20 protein-coding genes are annotated in these 18493 nt (G+C 74.0%); 8 read left to right on the forward strand and 12 right to left on the reverse strand.

Going from position 1 to position 18493, the window contains the following annotated elements:
• Positions 1–7: 7 nt before the first annotated feature.
• Both ACZ518_RS12385 and ACZ518_RS12390 read right to left on the reverse strand, forming a co-directional pair.
• On the reverse strand, positions 8–892 hold the full coding sequence (locus ACZ518_RS12385; protein ID WP_469112998.1) for an SDR family NAD(P)-dependent oxidoreductase: 885 nt from the start codon (positions 890–892) through the stop codon (positions 8–10).
• Position 893: 1 nt separating this feature from the next.
• Positions 894–1691 carry an acetoacetate decarboxylase family protein gene (locus ACZ518_RS12390; RefSeq protein ID WP_469112999.1) on the reverse strand — a complete coding sequence of 266 codons (798 nt, stop codon included), beginning with the start codon at positions 1689–1691 and terminating at the stop codon, positions 894–896.
• Between the two features lie 139 nt (positions 1692–1830).
• On the opposite strand from ACZ518_RS12390, the gene ACZ518_RS12395 reads away from it, so the two are divergent.
• From ACZ518_RS12395 to ACZ518_RS12420, 6 genes are all read left to right on the forward strand, one after another.
• Entirely contained in the window at positions 1831–2457 is a 627-nt protein-coding gene (locus ACZ518_RS12395) for a TetR/AcrR family transcriptional regulator (RefSeq protein ID WP_469113000.1), read from the forward strand.
• A gap of 148 nt (positions 2458–2605) precedes the next feature.
• Positions 2606–5218, forward strand: a complete 2613-nt coding sequence (locus ACZ518_RS12400; RefSeq protein ID WP_469113001.1) for an MXAN_6230/SCO0854 family RING domain-containing protein — start codon at positions 2606–2608, stop codon at positions 5216–5218.
• Positions 5219–5294: 76 nt separating this feature from the next.
• Positions 5295–6272 (forward strand): DEDDh family exonuclease, encoded by a 978-nt coding sequence (locus ACZ518_RS12405; RefSeq protein WP_469113002.1) that lies wholly within the window; start codon positions 5295–5297, stop codon positions 6270–6272.
• An 86-nt stretch (positions 6273–6358) separates the two neighbouring features.
• On the forward strand, positions 6359–6592 hold the full coding sequence (locus ACZ518_RS12410) for a hypothetical protein (RefSeq protein WP_007263378.1): 234 nt from the start codon (positions 6359–6361) through the stop codon (positions 6590–6592).
• 77 nt (positions 6593–6669) lie between these two features.
• Positions 6670–7455, forward strand: a complete 786-nt coding sequence (locus ACZ518_RS12415) for an SURF1 family cytochrome oxidase biogenesis protein (RefSeq protein ID WP_469113003.1) — start codon at positions 6670–6672, stop codon at positions 7453–7455.
• A 10-nt stretch (positions 7456–7465) separates the two neighbouring features.
• A complete protein-coding gene (locus ACZ518_RS12420) occupies positions 7466–8221 on the forward strand; it encodes an SDR family oxidoreductase (RefSeq protein WP_469113004.1) in 756 nt (251 codons plus the stop codon).
• 267 nt (positions 8222–8488) lie between these two features.
• Here ACZ518_RS12420 and amaP read toward each other — a convergent pair whose 3' ends face one another.
• From amaP to ACZ518_RS12460, 8 genes are all read right to left on the reverse strand, one after another.
• A complete protein-coding gene (amaP, locus tag ACZ518_RS12425; RefSeq protein ID WP_469113005.1) occupies positions 8489–9040 on the reverse strand; it encodes an alkaline shock response membrane anchor protein AmaP in 552 nt (183 codons plus the stop codon).
• Positions 9037–9672: a DUF6286 domain-containing protein gene (locus ACZ518_RS12430; protein WP_469113006.1), complete on the reverse strand. Its 636-nt coding sequence runs from the start codon at positions 9670–9672 to the stop codon at positions 9037–9039. The genes amaP and ACZ518_RS12430 overlap by 4 nt, the downstream gene beginning before the upstream one ends.
• Complete coding sequence (locus ACZ518_RS12435; RefSeq protein ID WP_469113007.1) at positions 9570–9935, reverse strand: Asp23/Gls24 family envelope stress response protein; 366 nt, start codon at positions 9933–9935, stop codon at positions 9570–9572. The genes ACZ518_RS12430 and ACZ518_RS12435 overlap by 103 nt, the downstream gene beginning before the upstream one ends.
• A gap of 8 nt (positions 9936–9943) precedes the next feature.
• Positions 9944–10135, reverse strand: coding sequence for a hypothetical protein (locus ACZ518_RS12440; protein WP_469113008.1), 192 nt, complete (start codon positions 10133–10135; stop codon positions 9944–9946).
• Positions 10136–10166: 31 nt separating this feature from the next.
• Positions 10167–10598 carry an Asp23/Gls24 family envelope stress response protein gene (locus ACZ518_RS12445; RefSeq protein ID WP_469113009.1) on the reverse strand — a complete coding sequence of 144 codons (432 nt, stop codon included), beginning with the start codon at positions 10596–10598 and terminating at the stop codon, positions 10167–10169.
• Between the two features lie 176 nt (positions 10599–10774).
• Positions 10775–11554: an enoyl-CoA hydratase/isomerase family protein gene (locus ACZ518_RS12450; protein ID WP_469113010.1), complete on the reverse strand. Its 780-nt coding sequence runs from the start codon at positions 11552–11554 to the stop codon at positions 10775–10777.
• Between the two features lie 204 nt (positions 11555–11758).
• The gene (locus ACZ518_RS12455; RefSeq protein ID WP_007263382.1) at positions 11759–11980 is read right to left on the reverse strand and encodes a helix-turn-helix domain-containing protein; all 222 of its coding nucleotides are present in this window, start codon (positions 11978–11980) and stop codon (positions 11759–11761) included.
• 375 nt (positions 11981–12355) lie between these two features.
• The gene (locus ACZ518_RS12460) at positions 12356–13954 is read right to left on the reverse strand and encodes an ABC-F family ATP-binding cassette domain-containing protein (protein ID WP_469113011.1); all 1599 of its coding nucleotides are present in this window, start codon (positions 13952–13954) and stop codon (positions 12356–12358) included.
• 256 nt (positions 13955–14210) lie between these two features.
• On the opposite strand from ACZ518_RS12460, the gene ypfJ reads away from it, so the two are divergent.
• On the forward strand, positions 14211–15101 hold the full coding sequence (gene ypfJ, locus ACZ518_RS12465; protein ID WP_469113012.1) for a KPN_02809 family neutral zinc metallopeptidase: 891 nt from the start codon (positions 14211–14213) through the stop codon (positions 15099–15101).
• A 69-nt stretch (positions 15102–15170) separates the two neighbouring features.
• Entirely contained in the window at positions 15171–15566 is a 396-nt protein-coding gene (locus tag ACZ518_RS12470; protein ID WP_469113013.1) for a VOC family protein, read from the forward strand.
• Positions 15567–15603: 37 nt separating this feature from the next.
• Here ACZ518_RS12470 and ACZ518_RS12475 read toward each other — a convergent pair whose 3' ends face one another.
• Together ACZ518_RS12475 and ACZ518_RS12480 are read right to left on the reverse strand one after the other, a co-directional pair.
• Positions 15604–17019: a hypothetical protein gene (locus ACZ518_RS12475; RefSeq protein WP_469113014.1), complete on the reverse strand. Its 1416-nt coding sequence runs from the start codon at positions 17017–17019 to the stop codon at positions 15604–15606.
• A gap of 140 nt (positions 17020–17159) precedes the next feature.
• Entirely contained in the window at positions 17160–18290 is a 1131-nt protein-coding gene (locus ACZ518_RS12480; protein ID WP_469113015.1) for an alpha/beta hydrolase family protein, read from the reverse strand.
• Positions 18291–18493: the final 203 nt, after the last annotated feature.

Consider the following 18493-nt stretch of genomic DNA (forward strand, 5'->3'; position numbering starts at 1 on the left):
GGTCCCCTCAGTCGAGGATGAAGCTCTCCAGGTAGGCGGGGTTGGCGCGGTCGAGCATGGACTGCGACCGGGCGCGGATCTGCCGGTCGCTGTGCTCGCTCGCGGGCAGCATCCAGAAGCGGTCGGCGCGGATCCCGTCGACGACGTGCTCGGCGACCTCCTCGACCGGGGTGAAGCGCACCTCGTGCCCGGCCCGTTTCATCGCGGCCTCGTACTGGTCGAGGCTGCGGTACGGGGACCTGCGCGGCCGCTCCTTCGCGAAGCGCTCGGGCCGGTTGCGGTGGGACTCCCACAGGCCGGTGCGCAGCATGTGCGGTCCGGGGAAGAGGACGGAGGCGCCGACGGCCGCGCCCTCGGCCTTGAGGTGGGCGTAGAGGGACTCGGTCATGGTGACCACGGCCGCCTTGGTGACGGCGTACACGGAGGCGGTGGGCAGGGGGGCGATGCCGCCGTCGCCGGAGGAGGTGTTGACCACGTGGCCGGGGGTGCCGGAGGCGATCATGCGGGGGACGAAGGCCTGGATGCCGTGGAAGACGCCCCAGACGTTGACGGAGAAGGCCCACTTCCAGTCGTTGGGCTCGTGCTCCCACATGCGGCCCTCGGCGCCGGATCCGACACCCGCGTTGTTGCAGAGGACGTGTACGGCGCCGAAGGTCTCGTAGGCGGCGTCGGCAAGGGACAGGACGGAGTCGCGGTCGCTGACGTCGACGGTCCGGGCGAGCACCTCGGCGCCGTCGGCGGCAAGTTCGTCGGCGGCCTTGCGCAGGGCGGCCTCCTCCACGTCGGCGAGGACGACCTTGAGGCCTTCGGCGGCGAAGCGGCGGGCCATGGCGAGGCCGATGCCGCTCGCGGCGCCGGTGACGACGGCCACCTGCCCGGGTTCGAGCCTCATGTCACACGCTCCCCTCGGGCGGGCCGTCGAGGATCTGGAGGGGGTCGTCGTAGCGCTGGTGGAGGTACGGGAGCAGGGCCTGGGCGCTGACCCGTTCGACGACCCGGCCCTTCTGGTCGGTGGTCTTCTCGCCGATGGTGAGTTCCACGAGGCGGCGTACGGGGAGGTCGGCGACGGGGTCGTACATCGACTCGCGCAGGACGACGTCACCGGTGAGGTGCTCCAGTTTGCGGACCTTCTCGTTGCGCGTGCAGTGGACGAGGACCGGGTCGCCGTCCAGGCCGGAGCCGTCGACCGCCGGGAGGAACTTGAAGTAGAAGTCGGTCTTCACGGTCGGCTCGGGCAGCGGCAGCTCGCGGTCCACGGCCGCGCGTACCTCGACGAAGGCGATCCCGTGCCGGGCGAGGGCGGCCCGTACGACGAGCCCCTCGCGCTCGACGGTGACCTCGCCCAGCTTCTTCGGCTCGCCGAACACCTCGCGGCCGCCGGTCAGGGCACGCTCGTGGGTCATCGGCATGACGAGCGGGTACCAGCCCTCGACCCCGCCGTGCCGGGCGGCCACGGCCACCGAGCCGGCGCCGAGGGGGTAGCCGGGCAGGTCGACCTTGCTGATGTTGGCCCGTACGAGGGGCCGTTCGGCGGGCTTGAGCGGCGGCGGCAGGACCGCCGCCACCACGTCGGGATCGGTCTCCCAGACGGCCACCACGCCGGTGGACCAGATGTCGGGGAGCTTGGCGCTCTTCTCGCGCGACGCCGCGATCTCGGCCTCGGTCCGCGCTCCGTACCGTATGCGTGCCATGTCTCGCACCACCCTTCCGAGGGTCCCCCCGGCGGGGGCCGGGGGTGGTTCTGTAACACAGTTACACCGCTGCCGATGAAGGGTAAAGACCCCTGCACGGACCGGAATTGACGTTGCGACAGATTGGCGGACCGGGCCCATGGCGAGAAACGCACTGACCCGCGAGGAGGTACTGGAGGCCGCCGCGTCCCTGGTCAGGCAGCACGGTCCGGCGGGCCTGACCATGCGGGGGCTCGCCGCCGAACTGGGCACGGCGGTGACCTCGATCTACTGGCACGTCGGCAACCGCGAGCGGCTGCTCGACGCCCTCGTGGAGCGGACCGTCCAGGAGATGGGCGCGCTCCGTCCGGCGGGCCGGACGCCGGCCGAGCGGATCGTGTCGGTGGCCCGGACCCTGCGGCGCGAGATCCGCGCCCGCCCGCACCTGATCGCCATGGTCCACGAGCGAGGGCTCACCGAGCGGATGTTCCTGCCAGCCCAGCGGGCGCTGGTCGACGAGGTGCACGCCGCCGGACTGCGCGGGGCACGGGCCGCCGACGCGGTGCGCGCCGTGCAGTTCCAGATCGTCGGCTTCCTGCTCGTCGAGCGCAACCGCGAGCGCTCCCCCGCCCAGTCGCCGGGCGAGGGCGAGCTGTGGGACCCGGAGGCCGCCCCCGGCGACCCGGCGCTCGCCCGCGCCCTGGCCCGCCCGGCGGACCCGGAACGGCTGTTCCTGCTGTCCGTACGGGCGCTGACGCAGGCACTGCTCACCGAACCCGGCAGATAATCCGATTGCCCTGGTCCGCGCTCCCGTGATCAGATCGGTCCTGCGGGGGCGGCTCCCCGGCGCGCATCCTTCTCCACTCCTTTTGCAAAGAATCCCGCGCGCCCACTCTCCGCCCCCGCTTTGCCGTTTCCGAGGGGGAGTTCCACCCGTGTCTGCCATCGAGTCCGTCCTGCTGCGCCGGCTCCGGACCGTCTACGTCGACCAGCCGCCGGCCGCCGCGACGCCCGGCCGCGAAGGGGTGCGGCCACTGGAGGCCGAGCTCCTCGAACGCGGCCATGCGCTGAGCCCGGAGCTGCACGCGGCGCTCTCGGAACTCGCGCCGACCGACCTCGCCGAGGAGCGGCTGCGGCTGCTCGCGCTGGTGGACGCCCTGATGGGCGCCGACCGGGTGCACAAGCCGCTCTTCCGCCGCTTCCCCTTCTCCATCCCGCACGACACCGAGCACTGGTACGTCAGCCGGGTCTTCGCCCTGCTGCTCCAGGAGCCCGCGCAGCCGTGCGTACTGTGCGGCGAGGCCGGCACGGTCCACCCCGTCGCCCCCTGCGCCCACCTGGTCTGCCGCACCTGCTGGGACGGCGCCGACTACACCGGCTGCCCCGTCTGCCACCGGCGCGTCGACCCCACCGATCCCTTCCTGCGCCCGGACCGCGACGAGGTGTCCGCGTCCGCCGCCCGCAAGGGCAAGGGCCTGCCGGCGGGCCCGCTGCGGGTGCTGCGGCTCGGCACCGACCGGGCGGCCGACTGCGCCCGCGCGGTCGCCTCGCTGCTCGCCCGGCAGACCCCGCTGTCCCCCGAGGACCGCGACGACCTCAACCTGCTGCTCCCCGCCGTCCCGGCGGACCTCGGCTGGCTCCCCCAGGAGATCCCGGTCCGCGAGACCAAGGCGCAGGTCCTCGGCAGGCTGCTCGGCGACTGGCGGACCTCCGACGCGGCGCGGCCGCTGCTCGCCACCCGGCTCACCACCGCCACCGACGTACTGCGGCTGCTCGCCGTGCTGTCCGGCGGGGACGCGGGTCTGCTTCCGCTGCCCCGGTTCGCGAACCCCGGACGGCCGCTGCGCCGGGAACTCCTCGCGGTGCTCGACTCGTTCAACCCGCAGTACCTGGTCGAGGACCTGCTGAGGCACCCGGTGGCCTGGAAGCGGGCCGCCGAGACCCTGCACCCCTTCGAGCGGCACGCCCGGCACCCGCGCGCAGCCCTCGCCTTCGCCGTGCTGCGCGGCACCACCGTGTCCGCCGCCACCCCGCTCGGCGCGGCGCTGCTGGAGAGCGCCGCCGCGCACCCGGACGCCGTCCGCGTGGACGGTGACCGGATCCGGCCCGCCACCTGGGCCGGCCGGCTGGAACAGGCCCTCGCCGCGGGGGACGCGGCGGCCGCCGCCGCGCTCGCCGGGGAGCGCCCGGGGGAGGTCGTACGCCGCCTCGACCACCTGCTGCGCCTGCACCCGGGCGCCGGACTCCTGCCCGAGCTGGAGCGGGCGCTCGACCGGGGCCTGCCCAAGGTGGGCGCGGGCCCGCTGCTGTCCGCGCTCGGCGCGCTGCGCACCCGCGCCGAGGACCGCCTCGGCGGGCGCCGGGTGTTCTTCCCGCGCGGCCGGGTGGCGCGCGCCCAGGTGGTGTGGGAGGAGCGGCTCCCGCTGCCCGCGCCCCTCGTCGCGGCGGTCGTCGCCCGGCTGGAGGCGGAGGTGCTGCGCCGGTTCGCCGCCGCCGGAGAGGAGGCGTACGACCTGGCGCTCCTGGACTCAGGGCTCGCGGACCTGACCGTGCCCTTCGGCGAGCGGAACGCCGCCAGGTCGCTGGTCGCCGTGCCGCGCGGCAGTACGCAGACCCTGCCCGGGGGCGAGGTGCTGCGGCTGTTCCTGCACTGGACGGAGCCGGCGGGCAACCGCACCGACCTGGACCTGTCCGTCGCCTTCTTCGACGCCGACTGGAAGATCAAGGGGCTCTGCGACTACACCCGCCTGCGGTACGCGCGTGCGGCCGCCGTGCACTCGGGCGACCTCACCTCGGCGCCCGCCCCGGACGGTGCCACCGAGTACGTGGACCTGGACCTGGCGGCCCTCGCGGAGCACGGAGCCGTGTACGCGGTCCCGCTGATCTTCAGCTACAACAATGTGCCCTTCGACGAACTGCCGGACGCCTTCGCGGGCTTCATGGCCCTGCCGGCGGACGGCCCGCGCGGCTCCTCGTACGACGCGCGGACCGTGCGCCAGCGCTTCGACCTGGCGGGCGAGTCCCGGGTCTGCATGCCGATGGTCGTGGACCTGGCCGCCCGCCGGGCCCTGTGGGCGGACGTCCACCTGCCGCCCTCGGGCGGCTTCCAGAGCATCGCCTCGCACGGGGAGCGGCTGGCGTCCGTCGCCCGCGACGTGTGGGAGCACTTCGGCTCCGGCACCCGCACCACCCTGTGGGACCTGGCGGTGTGGCGGGCCGCGGCCCGCTCCCGCGAGGTGGTCGTCCTCCGGTCCGGGGAACTGTGGAAGTACCGGGCCGGAGCGGCCGAGACGGTGGCCGGATTCGCCGCCCGCGTCGCCGCTCTGGGCAAGCCCGAGGCGTGGCGCATGCCCGTGGACACCGGTACGGCCGTGGCCGAAGAGACCGCGGGCCGCAAGGTGTTCCTGGCCACGGTGCACGCCACCGCCGCCGGGGCGGGCGCCTCGGGGACGGCGTACCGGCTCTTCCCCGGCCCGGCCGAAGTGGCCGGATCCTTCGCCTCGGTGGGCGCCTCGGACCTGGTGGCGGAGCTGGCGGCGGGGTCCTGACCCGGCTGGGGGCCGGACAGGCCCTAAGGGGGCATCGGGCCACGGGTGTCAGTGCGTGCCGATATCCTCTGTGACCATGCTCTACGACCGTACGACCGCAGAGGCGGAATGGCCGACCGCGTACCCACAGGGGTACGCGGTCGTCGACGTGGAGACCACCGGGCTCGCTCGCGATGACCGGATAGTCTCCGCGGCCGTCTACCGGCTCGACGCCCGGGGCAACGTGGAGGACCACTGGTACACCCTGGTCAACCCGCGCCGCGACCCCGGACCCACCTGGATCCACGGCCTGACCAGTGCGATGCTCCAGGACGCCCCGCTCTTCGAGGACATCGCCGAGGAGTTCGCGGGCCGGCTCGCCGACCGGGTGCTCGTCGCGCACAACGCCATCTTCGACTGGCAGATGATCGCCCGCGAGTACGCGCGGGCCTCCGCGACCGCGCCCGTACGGCAGCGGCTGTGCACCATCGCCCTGTCGAAGGAGCTGAACCTCCCGCTGCCCAACCACAAGCTGGAGTCCCTCGCCGCGCACTACGGAGTGGTCCAGCAGCGCGCCCACCACGCGCTCGACGACGCCCGGGTGCTGGCGGAGGCGTTCCGTCCGTCGCTGCACGCGGCCGCGCGGGACGGCGTACGGCTGCCCCTGCTGGAGTGCCGCCCGCTGACGGAGTGGTCGGACTCCCCCGCCACGCCGCGGGTCGGCTACCAGTCCTCGTACGGGAACGGCGGCAGCTGGCGGGCCTCGCGCAAGCGGCCGCCGTGCCCCTACCCGAACCCGGGGCGCTTCGAGGACGGCAAGCCGCTCAAGCAGGGCATGCGGATCGCCTTCTCCGGGGACACCTCCGTGGACCGGGAGCTGCTGGAGGACCGGGCGGTGGAGGCGGGACTGCACATCGCGACGAGCGTGTCCCGGCTCACCAGCCTGCTGGTGACCAACGACCCCGACTCCTCGACCTCGAAGACGGTCAAGGCGAAGTCCTACGGCACTCCGATCGTGGACGAGGCGGCCTTCACCCAGTTGCTGCGTGACGTGGCGGCCGCCGGGGAGAAGTAGCGGGCGTTGCTCCGGCCGGGTGCAGGCGCGGCGACTCACCCCGGTGGATCTTGTTCCGTCCGGCCGCCCCGCACAGCATGCGGCGCATGGCACGTTGCGAGGTCTGCGGAAACGACTACGGCATGTCCTTCGAGGTGCACGCGCAGGGCGCGGTGCACGTCTTCGACTGCTTCTCCTGCGCCATCCACCGCATGGCGCCCATCTGCGAACACTGCCGGGTCCAGATCATCGGGCAGGGCGTCGAGGTCGAGGGCCAGTGGTACTGCGGCGGGCACTGCGCCCGCGCGGAGGGGAAGGTGGGCATCGTCGACCACGTCTGACCGCCGTCTCCGCCCCCCGGACCCCGGAAGGCCACCCGGCCGCCGGGGTCCTCGTCGCTGGGGGTACCGTCGTGGGCGTGTACCGCTTTGTGCTGACCCGGCAGTGGGTGTCCCTCACCCTCGTCGCCCTCGTCCTCATCCCCGTGATGATCAAGCTGGGGTTCTGGCAGTTCCACCGCCACGAGCACCGGGTCGCCCAGAACGAGCTGATCGCGAAGAACCTGTACGGGAAGCCGGAACCGGTGACCGGCGTCACCTCGCCCGGGCACACCGTCCCGAGGGCCGACTACTGGCGTGCCGTCACCGCCACCGGCACGTACGACCCCGCGCACGAGGTCGTCGTACGGATGCGCACCTCGAACGACGACAAGGTCGGCTTCCACGTGGTGACGCCGCTGGTGCTGGGCGACGGCCGGGTGGTCCTGGTCAACCGGGGCTGGGTGGCCGGCGGCGACGACCCGCGCGCCTATCCGCCGGTGCCGGCCGCGCCCCCGGGCGAGGTCACGGTGACCGGGCGGCTCAAGGCCGACGAGACCAGCGGCCGCAGCGGGATCAAGGACCGCAAGGGCCTGCCCGACCGCCAGGTGATGCTGATCAACAGCGAGCAGCAGGCGGCCGCCCTGGGCAGGCCGGTGCTCGGCGGCTACCTCGAACTGACCGGCCCCGAACCGGCGGGGGGAAGCCCCGAGCCGGTGGCGGAGCCCGACCACGACTCGATCGGCCCGCACATGGCGTACGCCGTGCAGTGGTGGCTGTTCGCGTCGGCGGTGCCGGTGGGGTGGCTGGTGCTGGTGCGGCGCGAGAAGCGCGACCGCGAGGAGGCGGCGGCCAAGGCCGTGTCGCCGGAGCCCGCTTCGGCGTAGGTTGTCCGGCATGGATCTTGGACTGAAGGACCGCGTCTACGTCGTCACCGGTGCCACACGGGGACTCGGCTTCGCCTCCGCGCGCGAGCTCACCGCCGACGGGGCGAAGGTCGTGCTGACGGGCAGGGACGAGAAGCGGGTGGCGGACGCCGCCGCCGAACTCGGCCCGAGCGCGGTGGGCGTGGCCGCCGACAATTCCGACCCGGCCGCGGCCGCACGGCTGGTGGCCACCGCGCGGGAGCGCTTCGGCCGCTTCGACGGCATCCTCATCAGCGTCGGCGGCCCCCCGGTGGGCCTGGCGGCGGACAACACCGACGAGCAGTGGGCGGCGGCGTTCGACACCGTCTTCCTGGGTGCGGTCCGCCTCGCCCGGACGGCCGCGGCCGAACTGGGCGAGGGCGGGGTCATCGGCTTCGTGCTGTCGGGTTCGGTGCACGAGCCGATCCCCGGTCTGACCATCTCGAACGGCCTGCGGCCGGGGCTGGCGGGCTTCGCCAAGTCCCTCTCGGTGGACCTGGGGCCGCGCGGGATCCGCGTGATCGGGCTGCTGCCGGCGCGGATCGACACGGACCGGGTGCGGGAGCTGGACGCGCTGTCCGGCGACCCGGACGCGGCCCGTGCGGGCAACGAGTCCCGCATCCCGCTGCGGCGCTACGGCACCCCGGAGGAGTTCGGCCGCACGGCGGCGTTCCTCCTCTCCCCGGCGGCGTCGTACCTCACGGGCCTGATGCTCCCGGTGGACGGCGGAGCCCGCCACGGCTTCTGATTCTCGACGCGCCGCTCGCGCGGTGCGGCGCCGGGGCGCCTTACCGGCTTCGCGCCGCCGTGCCGGACTCCGTCCGGGGGGGGACCCCCAGCCCTCAGTCGCCGGGCGCGGCTCACTGCACGGCGCTACCGCGCCCGTCGCCTCAAACGCCGGCGGGGCTGGGGGCACCTCCCAGCGGTAGCTGGGGGAGGGTCTGGGGGCAGGAGCCCCCGGGGAACGGGCGAAGGGTGGGGCGGGGAGCAGCCCGCGCAGCGGGACCTGCCGGGCTCAGGTGACCCGTTGCGCCGCGTGCGGGGTGACCTTCAGGCGGGCTTCGGCCGGGAGGGCGGGGAGGCCCGTCGCGGTGCGGGCGTGGGTGAGGACCGGGCCGGCCAGGGCGGCGAGGGCGTCCGCCGGGACGGCGTGGGGTTCCAGTTCCAGCGCCACCCGCAGGGTCGGGGCACCGCGCCGCCCCCGCAGCGCGACCCGGCAGCCGGCGACGCCGTCCACCGCCGCCACCTCGGCCGCCACCGCCTCCTCCAGCGCGCGGCCCCGCAGCAGCGCGAAGCCCCCGTCGCCGGTGTCCACCGCCAGCGCCGCGAGCCGCGAGCGCCGCAGCTGCGCCGCCAGCCACCACAGCGCCAGCAGCACGCACACCGCCAGGGCGGCGAACACCGCCCACCACCACCCGCCGTCCAGGCTCCGGCGCCACCGCAGCAGCGGGGCGTGCCGCCCGTCGAGGGGCCAGGACCCGGTGAGGAGCGCCAGGCCGGCCGCCAGGAGGACCAGGCCGCCGAGCGCCAGCACCGCCCGGTTGACGGCCCCCAGCGCGCCGCTCACCGCCTGACCCTGATCCGGGCCCGCGGCGGGTGCGCCAGGCCCAGTTCCCCGATGCCGACGGCGAGCACCTCGTCCAGGTCGGCCCGTACGTCGTCCAGTTCGCGGAAGTGGGAGGTGGCCCGGACCCCGACCCGGGTGCGGCCCACTCTGACCCGGACCGAGCGGACTCCGGCGACCTCCATGGCCCGGTCCCGCAGGACCAGCGCGGCGGCCCGGCGCCCGATGCCCGCCCGCACCCCCGGCTCCGTCCGCATCGGCAGCACCCCCCGCAGCCCCGGGGCCAGCGCCAGCAGCAACAGCACCGCTCCGGCCAGGGCCAGCAGCGCCCCGGCCGCCGACACCCCCGCGTCGGCCGGGGTGTGCCGCTCCAGCAGGCCGCCGAGTTCGCGCCGCCAGCGCATCCCGGGCCGGTGTGCCCGTACCGCGGCCAGGTCGTAGAGGAAGAGCCCCGCCACCGCGAGCACCACCAGCGCGGTGATCCCCGACGGGACCCGCCTGGGCGAGCGGAAGCGGTGGGGCGGCGGCGCGTTCACCGCAGCCGCCGGTCCCGCCCGGGGGCGCCCGGCCGGGAGTGGGTGGAGTGCAGGTGCTCGATGTCGATGTCCACCTCGGGCACCGCCATGGCCGCGCACTGCTCGATGCGCCGGACGACCTGCCCGCGTACGGCGGCGCACTGGGCGGCGAGGTCGGAGGGGTAGCCGAGCTCCAGGCTCACCCGGACCCGCGCGATGTCGTGGTGGACGGTGACGGTGGCGTGCGGGACGGCTCCGGACAGGACGTCGAGCGCCTCCCGGGCCGCCTGTGCCGCGATCTTGGCGACGACCCGGTCGGCGATCCGCAGGGCTCCCCGCTCGGCGGGCGGGACCTTCGCCGGCAGGGGGCGCGGAGTGCTCATCGGCGGCCTCACCCGCGCCGGTCGTCGCGGCCGCGGGGCCGGAACAGGTCGCCCGGGTCGAGGTCCCCGTCGAGGTAGCGGCCGACGAGGAAGCCGATGGCGCCGAGCGCCCCCACCAGCAGGAAGGCCCCGAAGCCGCCGAAGTACCCGGCGAACGCCAGGGCGATGCCGGCGAACAGGCCGGCGAACGCCATGCTCATGGCCTGGCTCCTCTCCGCTGCCGCGCGCCCGCTACTGGAGCCGGGAATCCGGTTCCTCGTCGGGCTCGTCGGGCAGTTTGACGTCGCTGACGGCGATGTTGACCTCGACGACCTCCAGGCCGGTCATCCGCTCGACCGCCGCGATGACGTTCTCCCGTACCGACCGGGCGACCTCGCGGATCTCGACGCCGTAGTCGACGACGATCTCCAGGTCGAGGGCGGTCTGGACCTCCCCGACCTCTGCCTTGACCCCTCTGGCGGCCGCGGACTTCGCCCCGCCGGGGACCCGGTCGCGGACGGCCCCGAAGGTACGGGAGAGCCCGCTGCCGCTGCCCATGGCGTGGACGCCGAGGACTTCCCGGGCGGCCAGCCCGGCGATCTTCTCCACCACTCCGTCGGCGATGGTGGTGCGGCCGCGGTCTGCGGGGTCCCTGGCGGAGCCCCCCGGTGCGGATTCGGTCATCGGACGTCCTTAGGAAGGGGAAGTCTCCCGACCACGGTAAGCGCGTACGGGCTCCGGCGCGCCGGAGACTACGCCGGACGGCCGGAAAGGCCGGAAGGCCGGGGCGGTGCGCCAAGGGCCGGAAGGCCGGGGCGGTGCTCCCGTTCCGGCCTTCCGGGCGTGCGCGCGTACGGGCCTCAGTCGGACAGGCCCGCCAGGTCGCGCAGTCGGCGGGCCTGGGCGGCGCGCTCTGCGGTGCGCTGGTCGTCGTACGTGCGCGACGGGGCCTCGCGCAGCAGCGCCTTGGTCTCGATGACGGCGTCGCGGGGCGGGGCCAGCAGGGCGGTGGTGAGGTCCTGGACGGCGGCCTCCAGTTCGGCGGCCGGGACGACCAGGTTGGCCAGGCCGACCCGCTCGGCCTCCTCGGCGTGCACGAAGCGGCCCGTCGCGCAGATTTCGAGCGCGCGGGCGTAGCCGACCAGGGTGGTCAGCGGCTGGGTGCCGGCCAGGTCGGGGACCAGGCCCAGGCTGGTCTCGCGCATGGCGAACTGCACGTCGTCCGCGACGACGCGCAGGTCGCAGGCGAGCGCGAGCTGGAAGCCGGCGCCGATCGCGTGCCCCTGTACGGCGGCGATGGAGACGATGTCATTGCGTCGCCACCAGGTGAAGGCCTCCTGGTACTCGGCGATGGTGGAGTCGAGCAGTTCGTCGGAACCGCGCGCCAGATCGAGGAAGGACGGCTCGCCCTCGAAACCCTCGGGGGTGAACGCCTGCCGGTCGAGCCCTGCGGAGAAGGACTTGCCCTCGCCGCGCAGCACGACGACCCGGACGGTGCCGGGCAGCGACCGTCCGGCCTCCGCCAACGCCCGCCAGAGCGCGGGGGATTGGGCGTTTCGCTTGGCCGGATTGGTCAGTGTCACCGTGGCGACCGTGTCGTCGATGGTGAGCCGTACGCCATCCTTGTCGAGCAGAGCCATCTGATGCCTCCGGTGTGCAGTCGCGGCCGCGTGCTCGGCCTAAGTGACTGCACAGTAACCACCCAGTCGACCGCGGGGCCGACCGGGGGTCACCGAAGGTACCGTGCGTGGAACGGGACGAACCGACAGCATGGATCAGACAGCGTGAAAGAGAACGGAGCTGTCGGGCGGTCTTCGGTACCGGCCCCGGCCTGACGGCCAGGGTCAGGCCGCAGCCGCCTTCTTGCCGCGCGTCGCGCCACCGCGACCACGCAGCGTGACTCCGGACTCGCTGAGCATCCGGTGGACGAATCCGTAGGACCGGCCGGTCTCTTCGGCCAGCGCCCGGATACTCGCACCGGAGTCGTACTTCTTCTTCAGGTCTGCCGCGAGCTTGTCGCGCGCGGCGCCGGTAACCCGGCTGCCCTTCTTCAGAGTCTCGGCCACCCGTGCCTCCTCGTGGGAAGTGCGCTCTGGACTTCTCATGATCACCCCTCCCCGGCTTCCTGGCCACCCATTCAGCAAGGTCGGTGCGAGGGCATTTCCCGGCCCGTGGACGCCGGAGCAGAACGGAATCTTCTCTTCCGCCGCATGACCTCCGTCACATTCCTCCACCGCCGGAGGGAATCACCAGGTCAGGGGCCGGAAGCGGAAAACGGCCGGCCCCGGACGCGCGTCCGGGGGGACGCGGCCGGGGCCGCTGTACAGGGCGCGGGGGTACGAGACCGTCTCACTCAGATGATGGATCACGTCTGAGCCGAATGATCCATAAGGAACTGGATCAACGCCGCGGGGGCCGTCGGGCGGGGCGCCCGGCGCCGGTCAGGCGAGGGCGACCAGGTCCCGGTAGTCCGGGCCCCACAGGTCCTCGACCCCGTCCGGGAGCAGGATGATCCGCTCCGGCTCCAGGGCCTCCACGGCGCCCTCGTCGTGCGTGACGAGGATGACCGCGCCCTTGTAGGTGCGCAGCGCGCCCAGGATCTCCTCGCGGCTGGCCGGGTCGAGGTTGTTGGTGGGCTCGTCGAGGAGCAGCACGTTGGCCGAGGAGACGACCAGGGTGGCCAGGGCCAGACGGGTCTTCTCGCCGCCGGAGAGCACGCCCGCGGGCTTGTCCACGTCGTCGCCGGAGAACAGGAAGGAGCCGAGCGTCTTGCGCACTTCGACGAGGTCCAGGTCGGGCGCGGAGGAGCGCATGTTCTCCAGGACCGTGCGGTCCGGGTCGAGCGTCTCGTGCTCCTGGGCGTAGTAGCCGAGCTTGAGGCCGTGACCGGGCACGACCGTGCCGGTGTCGGGCTTCTCGGTGCCCGACAGCAGGCGCAGCAGGGTGGTCTTGCCGGCGCCGTTGAGGCCGAGGATGACCACGCGGGAGCCCTTGTCGATGGCCAGGTCGACGTCGGTGAAGATCTCCAGCGAGCCGTAGGACTTCGACAGGCCCTCGGCGGTCAGCGGGGTCTTGCCGCAGGGCGCCGGTTCCGGGAAGCGGAGCTTGGCGACCTTGTCGGAGGCGCGGACGGCCTCCAGGCCGGAGAGCAGCCGCTCGGCGCGCTTGGCCATGTTCTGCGCGGCGACCGTCTTGGTGGCCTTGGCGCGCATCTTGTCGGCCTGCGAGTTCAGGGCCGCGGCCTTCTTCTCGGCGTTCTGGCGCTCGCGCTTGCGGCGCTTCTCGTCGGCCTCGCGCTGCTGCTGGTACAGCTTCCAGCCCATGTTGTAGACGTCGATCTGGGAGCGGTTGGCGTCGAGGTAGAAGACCTTGTTGACCACGGTCTCGACGAGGTCGACGTCGTGGGAGATCACGATGAAGCCGCCGCGGTAGCTCTTGAGGTAGTCGCGCAGCCAGACGATCGAGTCGGCGTCGAGGTGGTTGGTGGGCTCGTCGAGGAGCAGGGTGTCGGCGTCCGAGAAGAGGATCCGGGCGAGCTCGACGCGACGGCGCTGGCCGCCGGAGAGGGTGTGCAGCGGCTGGCCGAGGACCCGGTCGGGGAGGCTGAGGGCGGCCGAGATGGTCGCGGCCTCGGACTCGGCGGCGTAGCCGCCCTTGGTCAGGAACTCGGTCTCCTGGCGCTCGTACTGCTTCAGGGCCTTGTCGCGGGTGGCGCCGGAGCCGGTGGCGATGCGCTCCTCGTTGGCGCGCATCTTCTTGATCAGTACGTCGAGCCCGCGCGCGGAGAGGATCCGGTCGCGGGCGAGTACGTCGAGGTCGCCGGTGCGCGGGTCCTGCGGGAGGTAGCCGACCTCACCGGACCGGGTGATGGTGCCGCCGGCGGGCTGACCCTCGCCCGCGAGGCACTTGGTGAGGGTGGTCTTGCCCGCTCCGTTGCGGCCGACGAGTCCGATGCGGTCGCCCTTGGCGACACGGAAGGACGCGTTCTCGATGAGGATGCGGGCGCCGGCGCGCAGCTCGATGCCGGTGGCGGTGATCACGGAAATACTCCAGGGCGGTGGGGACGGCGGAAGTGGGGGCAGGACGCGCGTTGCTTCGACGCCGCTAATCCGCGAGGAGATTTGCCATGGGATTCATTCTACCGGGGGTGCGCAACCACTTTTCTGGGCCTCCCGTCGCCCGTTCGGCGCACGGGCCACGCGGGGCCGCCCGGGCGCGTATCAGGATGAAGGGGTTGATACTCGCCGCAGGGGCGGCAGGCGGCCCCTCCGGTCTCACCGATATGGGCGGTGCGGGATGCAGTTCGACGACAACGCCAATCTGGACACGTCCGAGGTCAAGGACGTGCGCGGCAGCCGCGTCCCGGGCGGGAGGGCCACGATCGGCGGTGGCCTCGTCGGCCTGATCGCGCTGGTACTGGGGCTGCTCTTCGGGGTGGGCCCGGAGCAGCTGGGCCTGTCGGACGGCAGTCCGGAGCCGGTCGCGACCTCCTCCTCGGCCGCGCAGGTGCAGCAGGCCTGCAAGACCGGGCAGGACGCGAACACGCGCGAGGACTGCCGGCTGGTCGCGGTGGTCAACAGCACCCAGGACTTCTGGAAGCAGGAGTTCCAGAAGCGCGGCGGCGCCTACCGCCCGGCGTCGACGGTCTTCTTCACCGGCCGGGTGAACACCGCCTGCGGGGCGGCCACCGCGGCCGTCGGACCCTTCTACTGCCCCGGCGACCGGCAGGTCTACCTGGACCTGGGCTTCTTCGACGAGCTGCGGACGAAGTTCGGGGCGGGCGGCGGCCCCTTCGCCCAGGCCTACGTGGTCGCCCACGAGTACGGGCACCACATCCAGAACCTGACCGGGACGCTCCAGCGGGCCCAGGACGGGCGGCAGGGCGCGAACAGCAACGCGGTGAAGGTCGAGCTCCAGGCCGACTGCTACGCGGGGGTGTGGGCGCACAACGCGACGAGGACCCCGGACGAGTCCACGGGGCGGCCGCTGATCACCAGCCTCACCGACCAGGACATCCGGGACGGGCTGGACGCGGCGGCGGCGGTCGGCGACGACCGGATCCAGGAGAAGTTCCAGGGCCGGGTCACCCCGGAGTCCTGGACCCACGGCTCGGCCGAGCAGCGCCAGCAGTGGTTCTACCAGGGCTACCGCACGGGCGACATGGCCCAGTGCAACACCTTCCGCTGACTGCCGGCACAGCCTGCCATGCTGTGACGTGGGTCACCTGGACCACCGTCACGAGAGGGAGTGATCGTCATGGCAGGCGTTCCGTCCATCTACCCCACGCTGCTCTACCGCGACGCGAAGGCGGCGATCCAGCAGCTCACCGAGGCGTTCGGGTTCACCCAGGTCGCGGTCTACGAGGGCGACGACGGCTCGGTGATGCACGCGGAGCTGGCGTACGGCAACGGCGCGGTCATGCTGGGCAGCAAGGGGCGCGGCGGCACCTTCGACAAGGTCATGGAGGCGGCCGGCCCGGCCGGGGTCTACATCGTGGTCGACGACGTGGACGCCCATCACCGGCGGGCGGCCGAGCACGGCGTCGAGATCCTGATGGAGCCCACCGACCAGGACTACGGCTCCCGGGACTACATGGCGCGGGACGCCGAGGGCAACGTCTGGAGCTTCGGGACGTACGCGCCGCAGCTGTGACCCCGCGGCGCGTGCGCGCGTACGTACGGGCCGGGGCTCAGCCGCCGCCGGTGTGGACCTGGAAGGCGGCCCGGCGGACCGCCTTGGCGAGGGCGGGGTCGGGGTGGGCGGCGGCCAGGGCGACCAGTACCTGCACCGTGCGGGGGTGGCCGACCGCGCGGACCTCGTCCAGCAGCCGGGGGACGGTGGTGCGGACGGCGGAGTCGAGGTGCCGGGCGAGCAGTTCGGCCTCGCCGTGGTCGGCGATGGCGGCGGCCGTGTCCACCCACAGCCAGGTCGACTCCTCGGGGGTGAGCACGTCCTGGGCGTCGTCGGGGTCCGCCCCGTCGTGCTCGGCGAGCCAGAGCAGGACGTACGGGCGCAGCGCGGGCTCGCGCAGGGCCGCGCGCACCTCGCGCTCGGCGGGGGCTCCGACCACCCGCAGGGCTTCGAAGGCCAGGCCGCGCAGCAGGGCGTCCTCACCCCGGGCGGCGTGCAGCAGCTCGCTGACGGCGTGGCCGACGGGCCGGGCGGCGAGCCAGGCCTGGTACTCGGCGCGGGCCGGTCCGGGGGTGAGGCGGGCGCAGCCGTGCAGCATGGCGGCGGCGGACTGCTCGATGTTGCCGGCCGGGCTCTGGGCGGCGACGCAGATCTGCTCCAGCTTCACCCACACGGCCCAGCTGCCGAGGGGGGTGAGGGTGGCCCGGGCGGGGCCGAGGGTGACGGCGTCCACGGCGGCGAGTCCGCCCAGCGCCCAGCGCAGCAGCCGGGCGAGCGGCAGCGGCCGGGGTTCGGCGGTGGCGGTGGAGCCGGAGGCGGGCTCGGGGCCGTAGGGGACCTCGCAGCGCTCGTCGCGCAGCTCGGTGACCCGCTGGCCGAGCAGGTCCAGGAGGTCGGGGACGGTCACCGGCCCGGCGGACAGCTGGAGCAGCGACAGCAGCTGCGGCATGGCCTCGACCACCTCGGCGACGGCCGAGGTGGCGATGTCCGCGGGGGCCGGGTGGACGAGCGACCAGGCGTCGAAGAGGGCGACCCAGCCGCGCAGCACGGCGGTGTCGTCGCGGTCCCAGGCGCGCAGCCGCCAGCCGGGGCGGGCGTGTCCGCCGTGCACCTCGACGAGGCCGGAGAGGCGGGCGCGGTCCCAGCCGACCCGGATCTGCCCGTGCGTCAGGCCCAGTTCCGCGGCGGCCCGTTCGACATCTACGGCGGGCAGTGCGCCCGGGGGCGCGGGGCGTCCGCCGCCGCCCGCGCCGAGGTTCAGCTCGGCCCAGCGGGCCAGCCGTACCGCGTCGGCGAGCGAGGCGCGGGCGCGGTTCGCCAGGTCCGCCGTGGCGGGGGTGCCCGCCGGGGGTCGGGTGGCCGACCGGGTTCGCCGGTCGGTCACCGCCTTGCGCGCCGTGGCGACGGAGCGCTGGGAGACGAGTCGGAGTCTGGAGTCGCGAGCCAACTGCTCATCAGGCTTTCGGGACGTCACGGAAGCAGTCTCGCCCGTCACTGGCCGAAAGCCCAAACGGAACGGGTCATTTCCACAGGTCACGGGGCGGATGAACCGGGAGGAATCCCCCACCTCGCCCCGTCCGCCACAGGCCCTTCACCCGGGCGCCACATCACACGTCACATGAGAGGGGTGAGGAAGCGTCGCAGCGCCTCCTCGTAGCGCAGCGGGTCGGCGTTCCACATCGCCCCGTGCCCGGCGTCCATCACGGTGTGCAGGGTGACCAGGTCGGGCCGGGCCGCGGCGAGCCGGCGGGAGGGCTCCCAGGGGGCGATCGCGTCGGCGGGCCCGTGGAAGATCAGGACGGGCACGCGCAGCGCCCCGGGGTCGGCCCCCGGCGCGAGGTGGTCGGCGCGCAGCCCGGCGCGGCCCTCGGCGGCCCGGACGGCCAGCGGGAGCAGCGGGGACGGGGTGCCGCGGGCGGCGGCCAGGGCGCGCAGGGTGGCGTGCCAGTCCAGTACCGGCGAGTCCAGCACCACCCCGGAGACCCGGCCGGCCAGGGCCGAGCGCTCCAGGACGCGCAGGGCCATGGCGGCGCCGGTGGACCAGCCGTACAGGACCACGCGGCGGGCCCCGTAGCGCACGGCGTAGCGGATGGCGGCGTCCAGGTCCCGCCACTCCGACTCGCCGAGGTGGCCGAGGCCGTCCGGGGAGGCGGGGGCGCCGATGTCGCCCCGGTAGCCGAGGTCGAGCACCGGGAGGCGGTGGCGGTGCAGGAAGGGCATGACCGCCATCGGGTGCTCCCGGCCGGTGCCGAGTCCGTGGACGGTGATCACCCAGGTGCCCCGGGCGCCGGGCAGGAACCAGGCCGGGAGCGGGCCGAGCTCGCCGGGGACGTCCACGTCGGCGTGGTCCAGCCCGAGGGCGGAGCGCGGGTTGCCCCGGTGCACCTGGGGGGTGAGGGTGACCCGGGTGCCGGGGGTCAGGCTGCCGTGGGTGACGGCGAGGAGGCGGCGTACGACGGTGTCCGGGTCGTGCGGGACGCCGGTGAGGACGGAGCCGACCACGGCGTGCACCCCGGGCGCCTCCAGGCCGTGGACCCCGGGGCGCAGGGAGGCCAGCGAGCGGGTGAGGACCACCCGGCCGGCGCCGGTGGAGTGCACGCTGAGGCGTGGGCCGCCGGGCAGCGGCCGGCCCGGTTCGGGCCGCAGGGCCGCGTCGGCGGCGTACCGGCCGGCCGCGACCGCGGCCGCTCCGGCGCCGATCAGGGTCGTGGTGACGGCCGCTGCCGTCGCTGTGGCGGTACGCACCGTTCCAGTCTCGGCGCGCGGCGCTGGAGGGGCCACCGGAAGGGGTCGCTCCAAGCGGAGTGATCTACCTCTCTTTCCGGGGTCCGGGGAGGGGCGTCCGCAGGACTTCGGGCCTCCCGGAAGGACCCGTTCACCCTGCTTTGACGTGCAGGAATCAGGATGGCTACGAAAGAATCGGGACGAATGGCCCGATCGTGCGGCGC

This window comes from Streptomyces sp. NPDC033966 (assembly GCF_055575955.1).

What these genes read in the sequence shown, in the direction of transcription:
- ACZ518_RS12385 (WP_469112998.1), bottom strand. Translation starts at nt 892, where the DNA reads ATGAGGCTCGAACCCGGGCAGGTGGCCGTCGTCACCGGCGCCGCGAGC.
- ACZ518_RS12395 (WP_469113000.1), top strand. Translation starts at nt 1,831, where the DNA reads ATGGCGAGAAACGCACTGACCCGCGAGGAGGTACTGGAGGCCGCCGCG.
- ACZ518_RS12440 (WP_469113008.1), bottom strand. Translation starts at nt 10,135, where the DNA reads ATGAGCATGGCGTTCGCCGGCCTGTTCGCCGGCATCGCCCTGGCGTTC.
- ACZ518_RS12390 (WP_469112999.1), bottom strand. Translation starts at nt 1,691, where the DNA reads ATGGCACGCATACGGTACGGAGCGCGGACCGAGGCCGAGATCGCGGCG.
- ypfJ (WP_469113012.1), top strand. Translation starts at nt 14,211, where the DNA reads ATGCAGTTCGACGACAACGCCAATCTGGACACGTCCGAGGTCAAGGAC.
- ACZ518_RS12450 (WP_469113010.1), bottom strand. Translation starts at nt 11,554, where the DNA reads ATGGCTCTGCTCGACAAGGATGGCGTACGGCTCACCATCGACGACACG.
- ACZ518_RS12435 (WP_469113007.1), bottom strand. Translation starts at nt 9,935, where the DNA reads ATGAGCACTCCGCGCCCCCTGCCGGCGAAGGTCCCGCCCGCCGAGCGG.
- ACZ518_RS12445 (WP_469113009.1), bottom strand. Translation starts at nt 10,598, where the DNA reads ATGACCGAATCCGCACCGGGGGGCTCCGCCAGGGACCCCGCAGACCGC.
- ACZ518_RS12405 (WP_469113002.1), top strand. Translation starts at nt 5,295, where the DNA reads ATGCTCTACGACCGTACGACCGCAGAGGCGGAATGGCCGACCGCGTAC.
- ACZ518_RS12410 (WP_007263378.1), top strand. Translation starts at nt 6,359, where the DNA reads ATGGCACGTTGCGAGGTCTGCGGAAACGACTACGGCATGTCCTTCGAG.
- ACZ518_RS12420 (WP_469113004.1), top strand. Translation starts at nt 7,466, where the DNA reads ATGGATCTTGGACTGAAGGACCGCGTCTACGTCGTCACCGGTGCCACA.
- ACZ518_RS12470 (WP_469113013.1), top strand. Translation starts at nt 15,171, where the DNA reads ATGGCAGGCGTTCCGTCCATCTACCCCACGCTGCTCTACCGCGACGCG.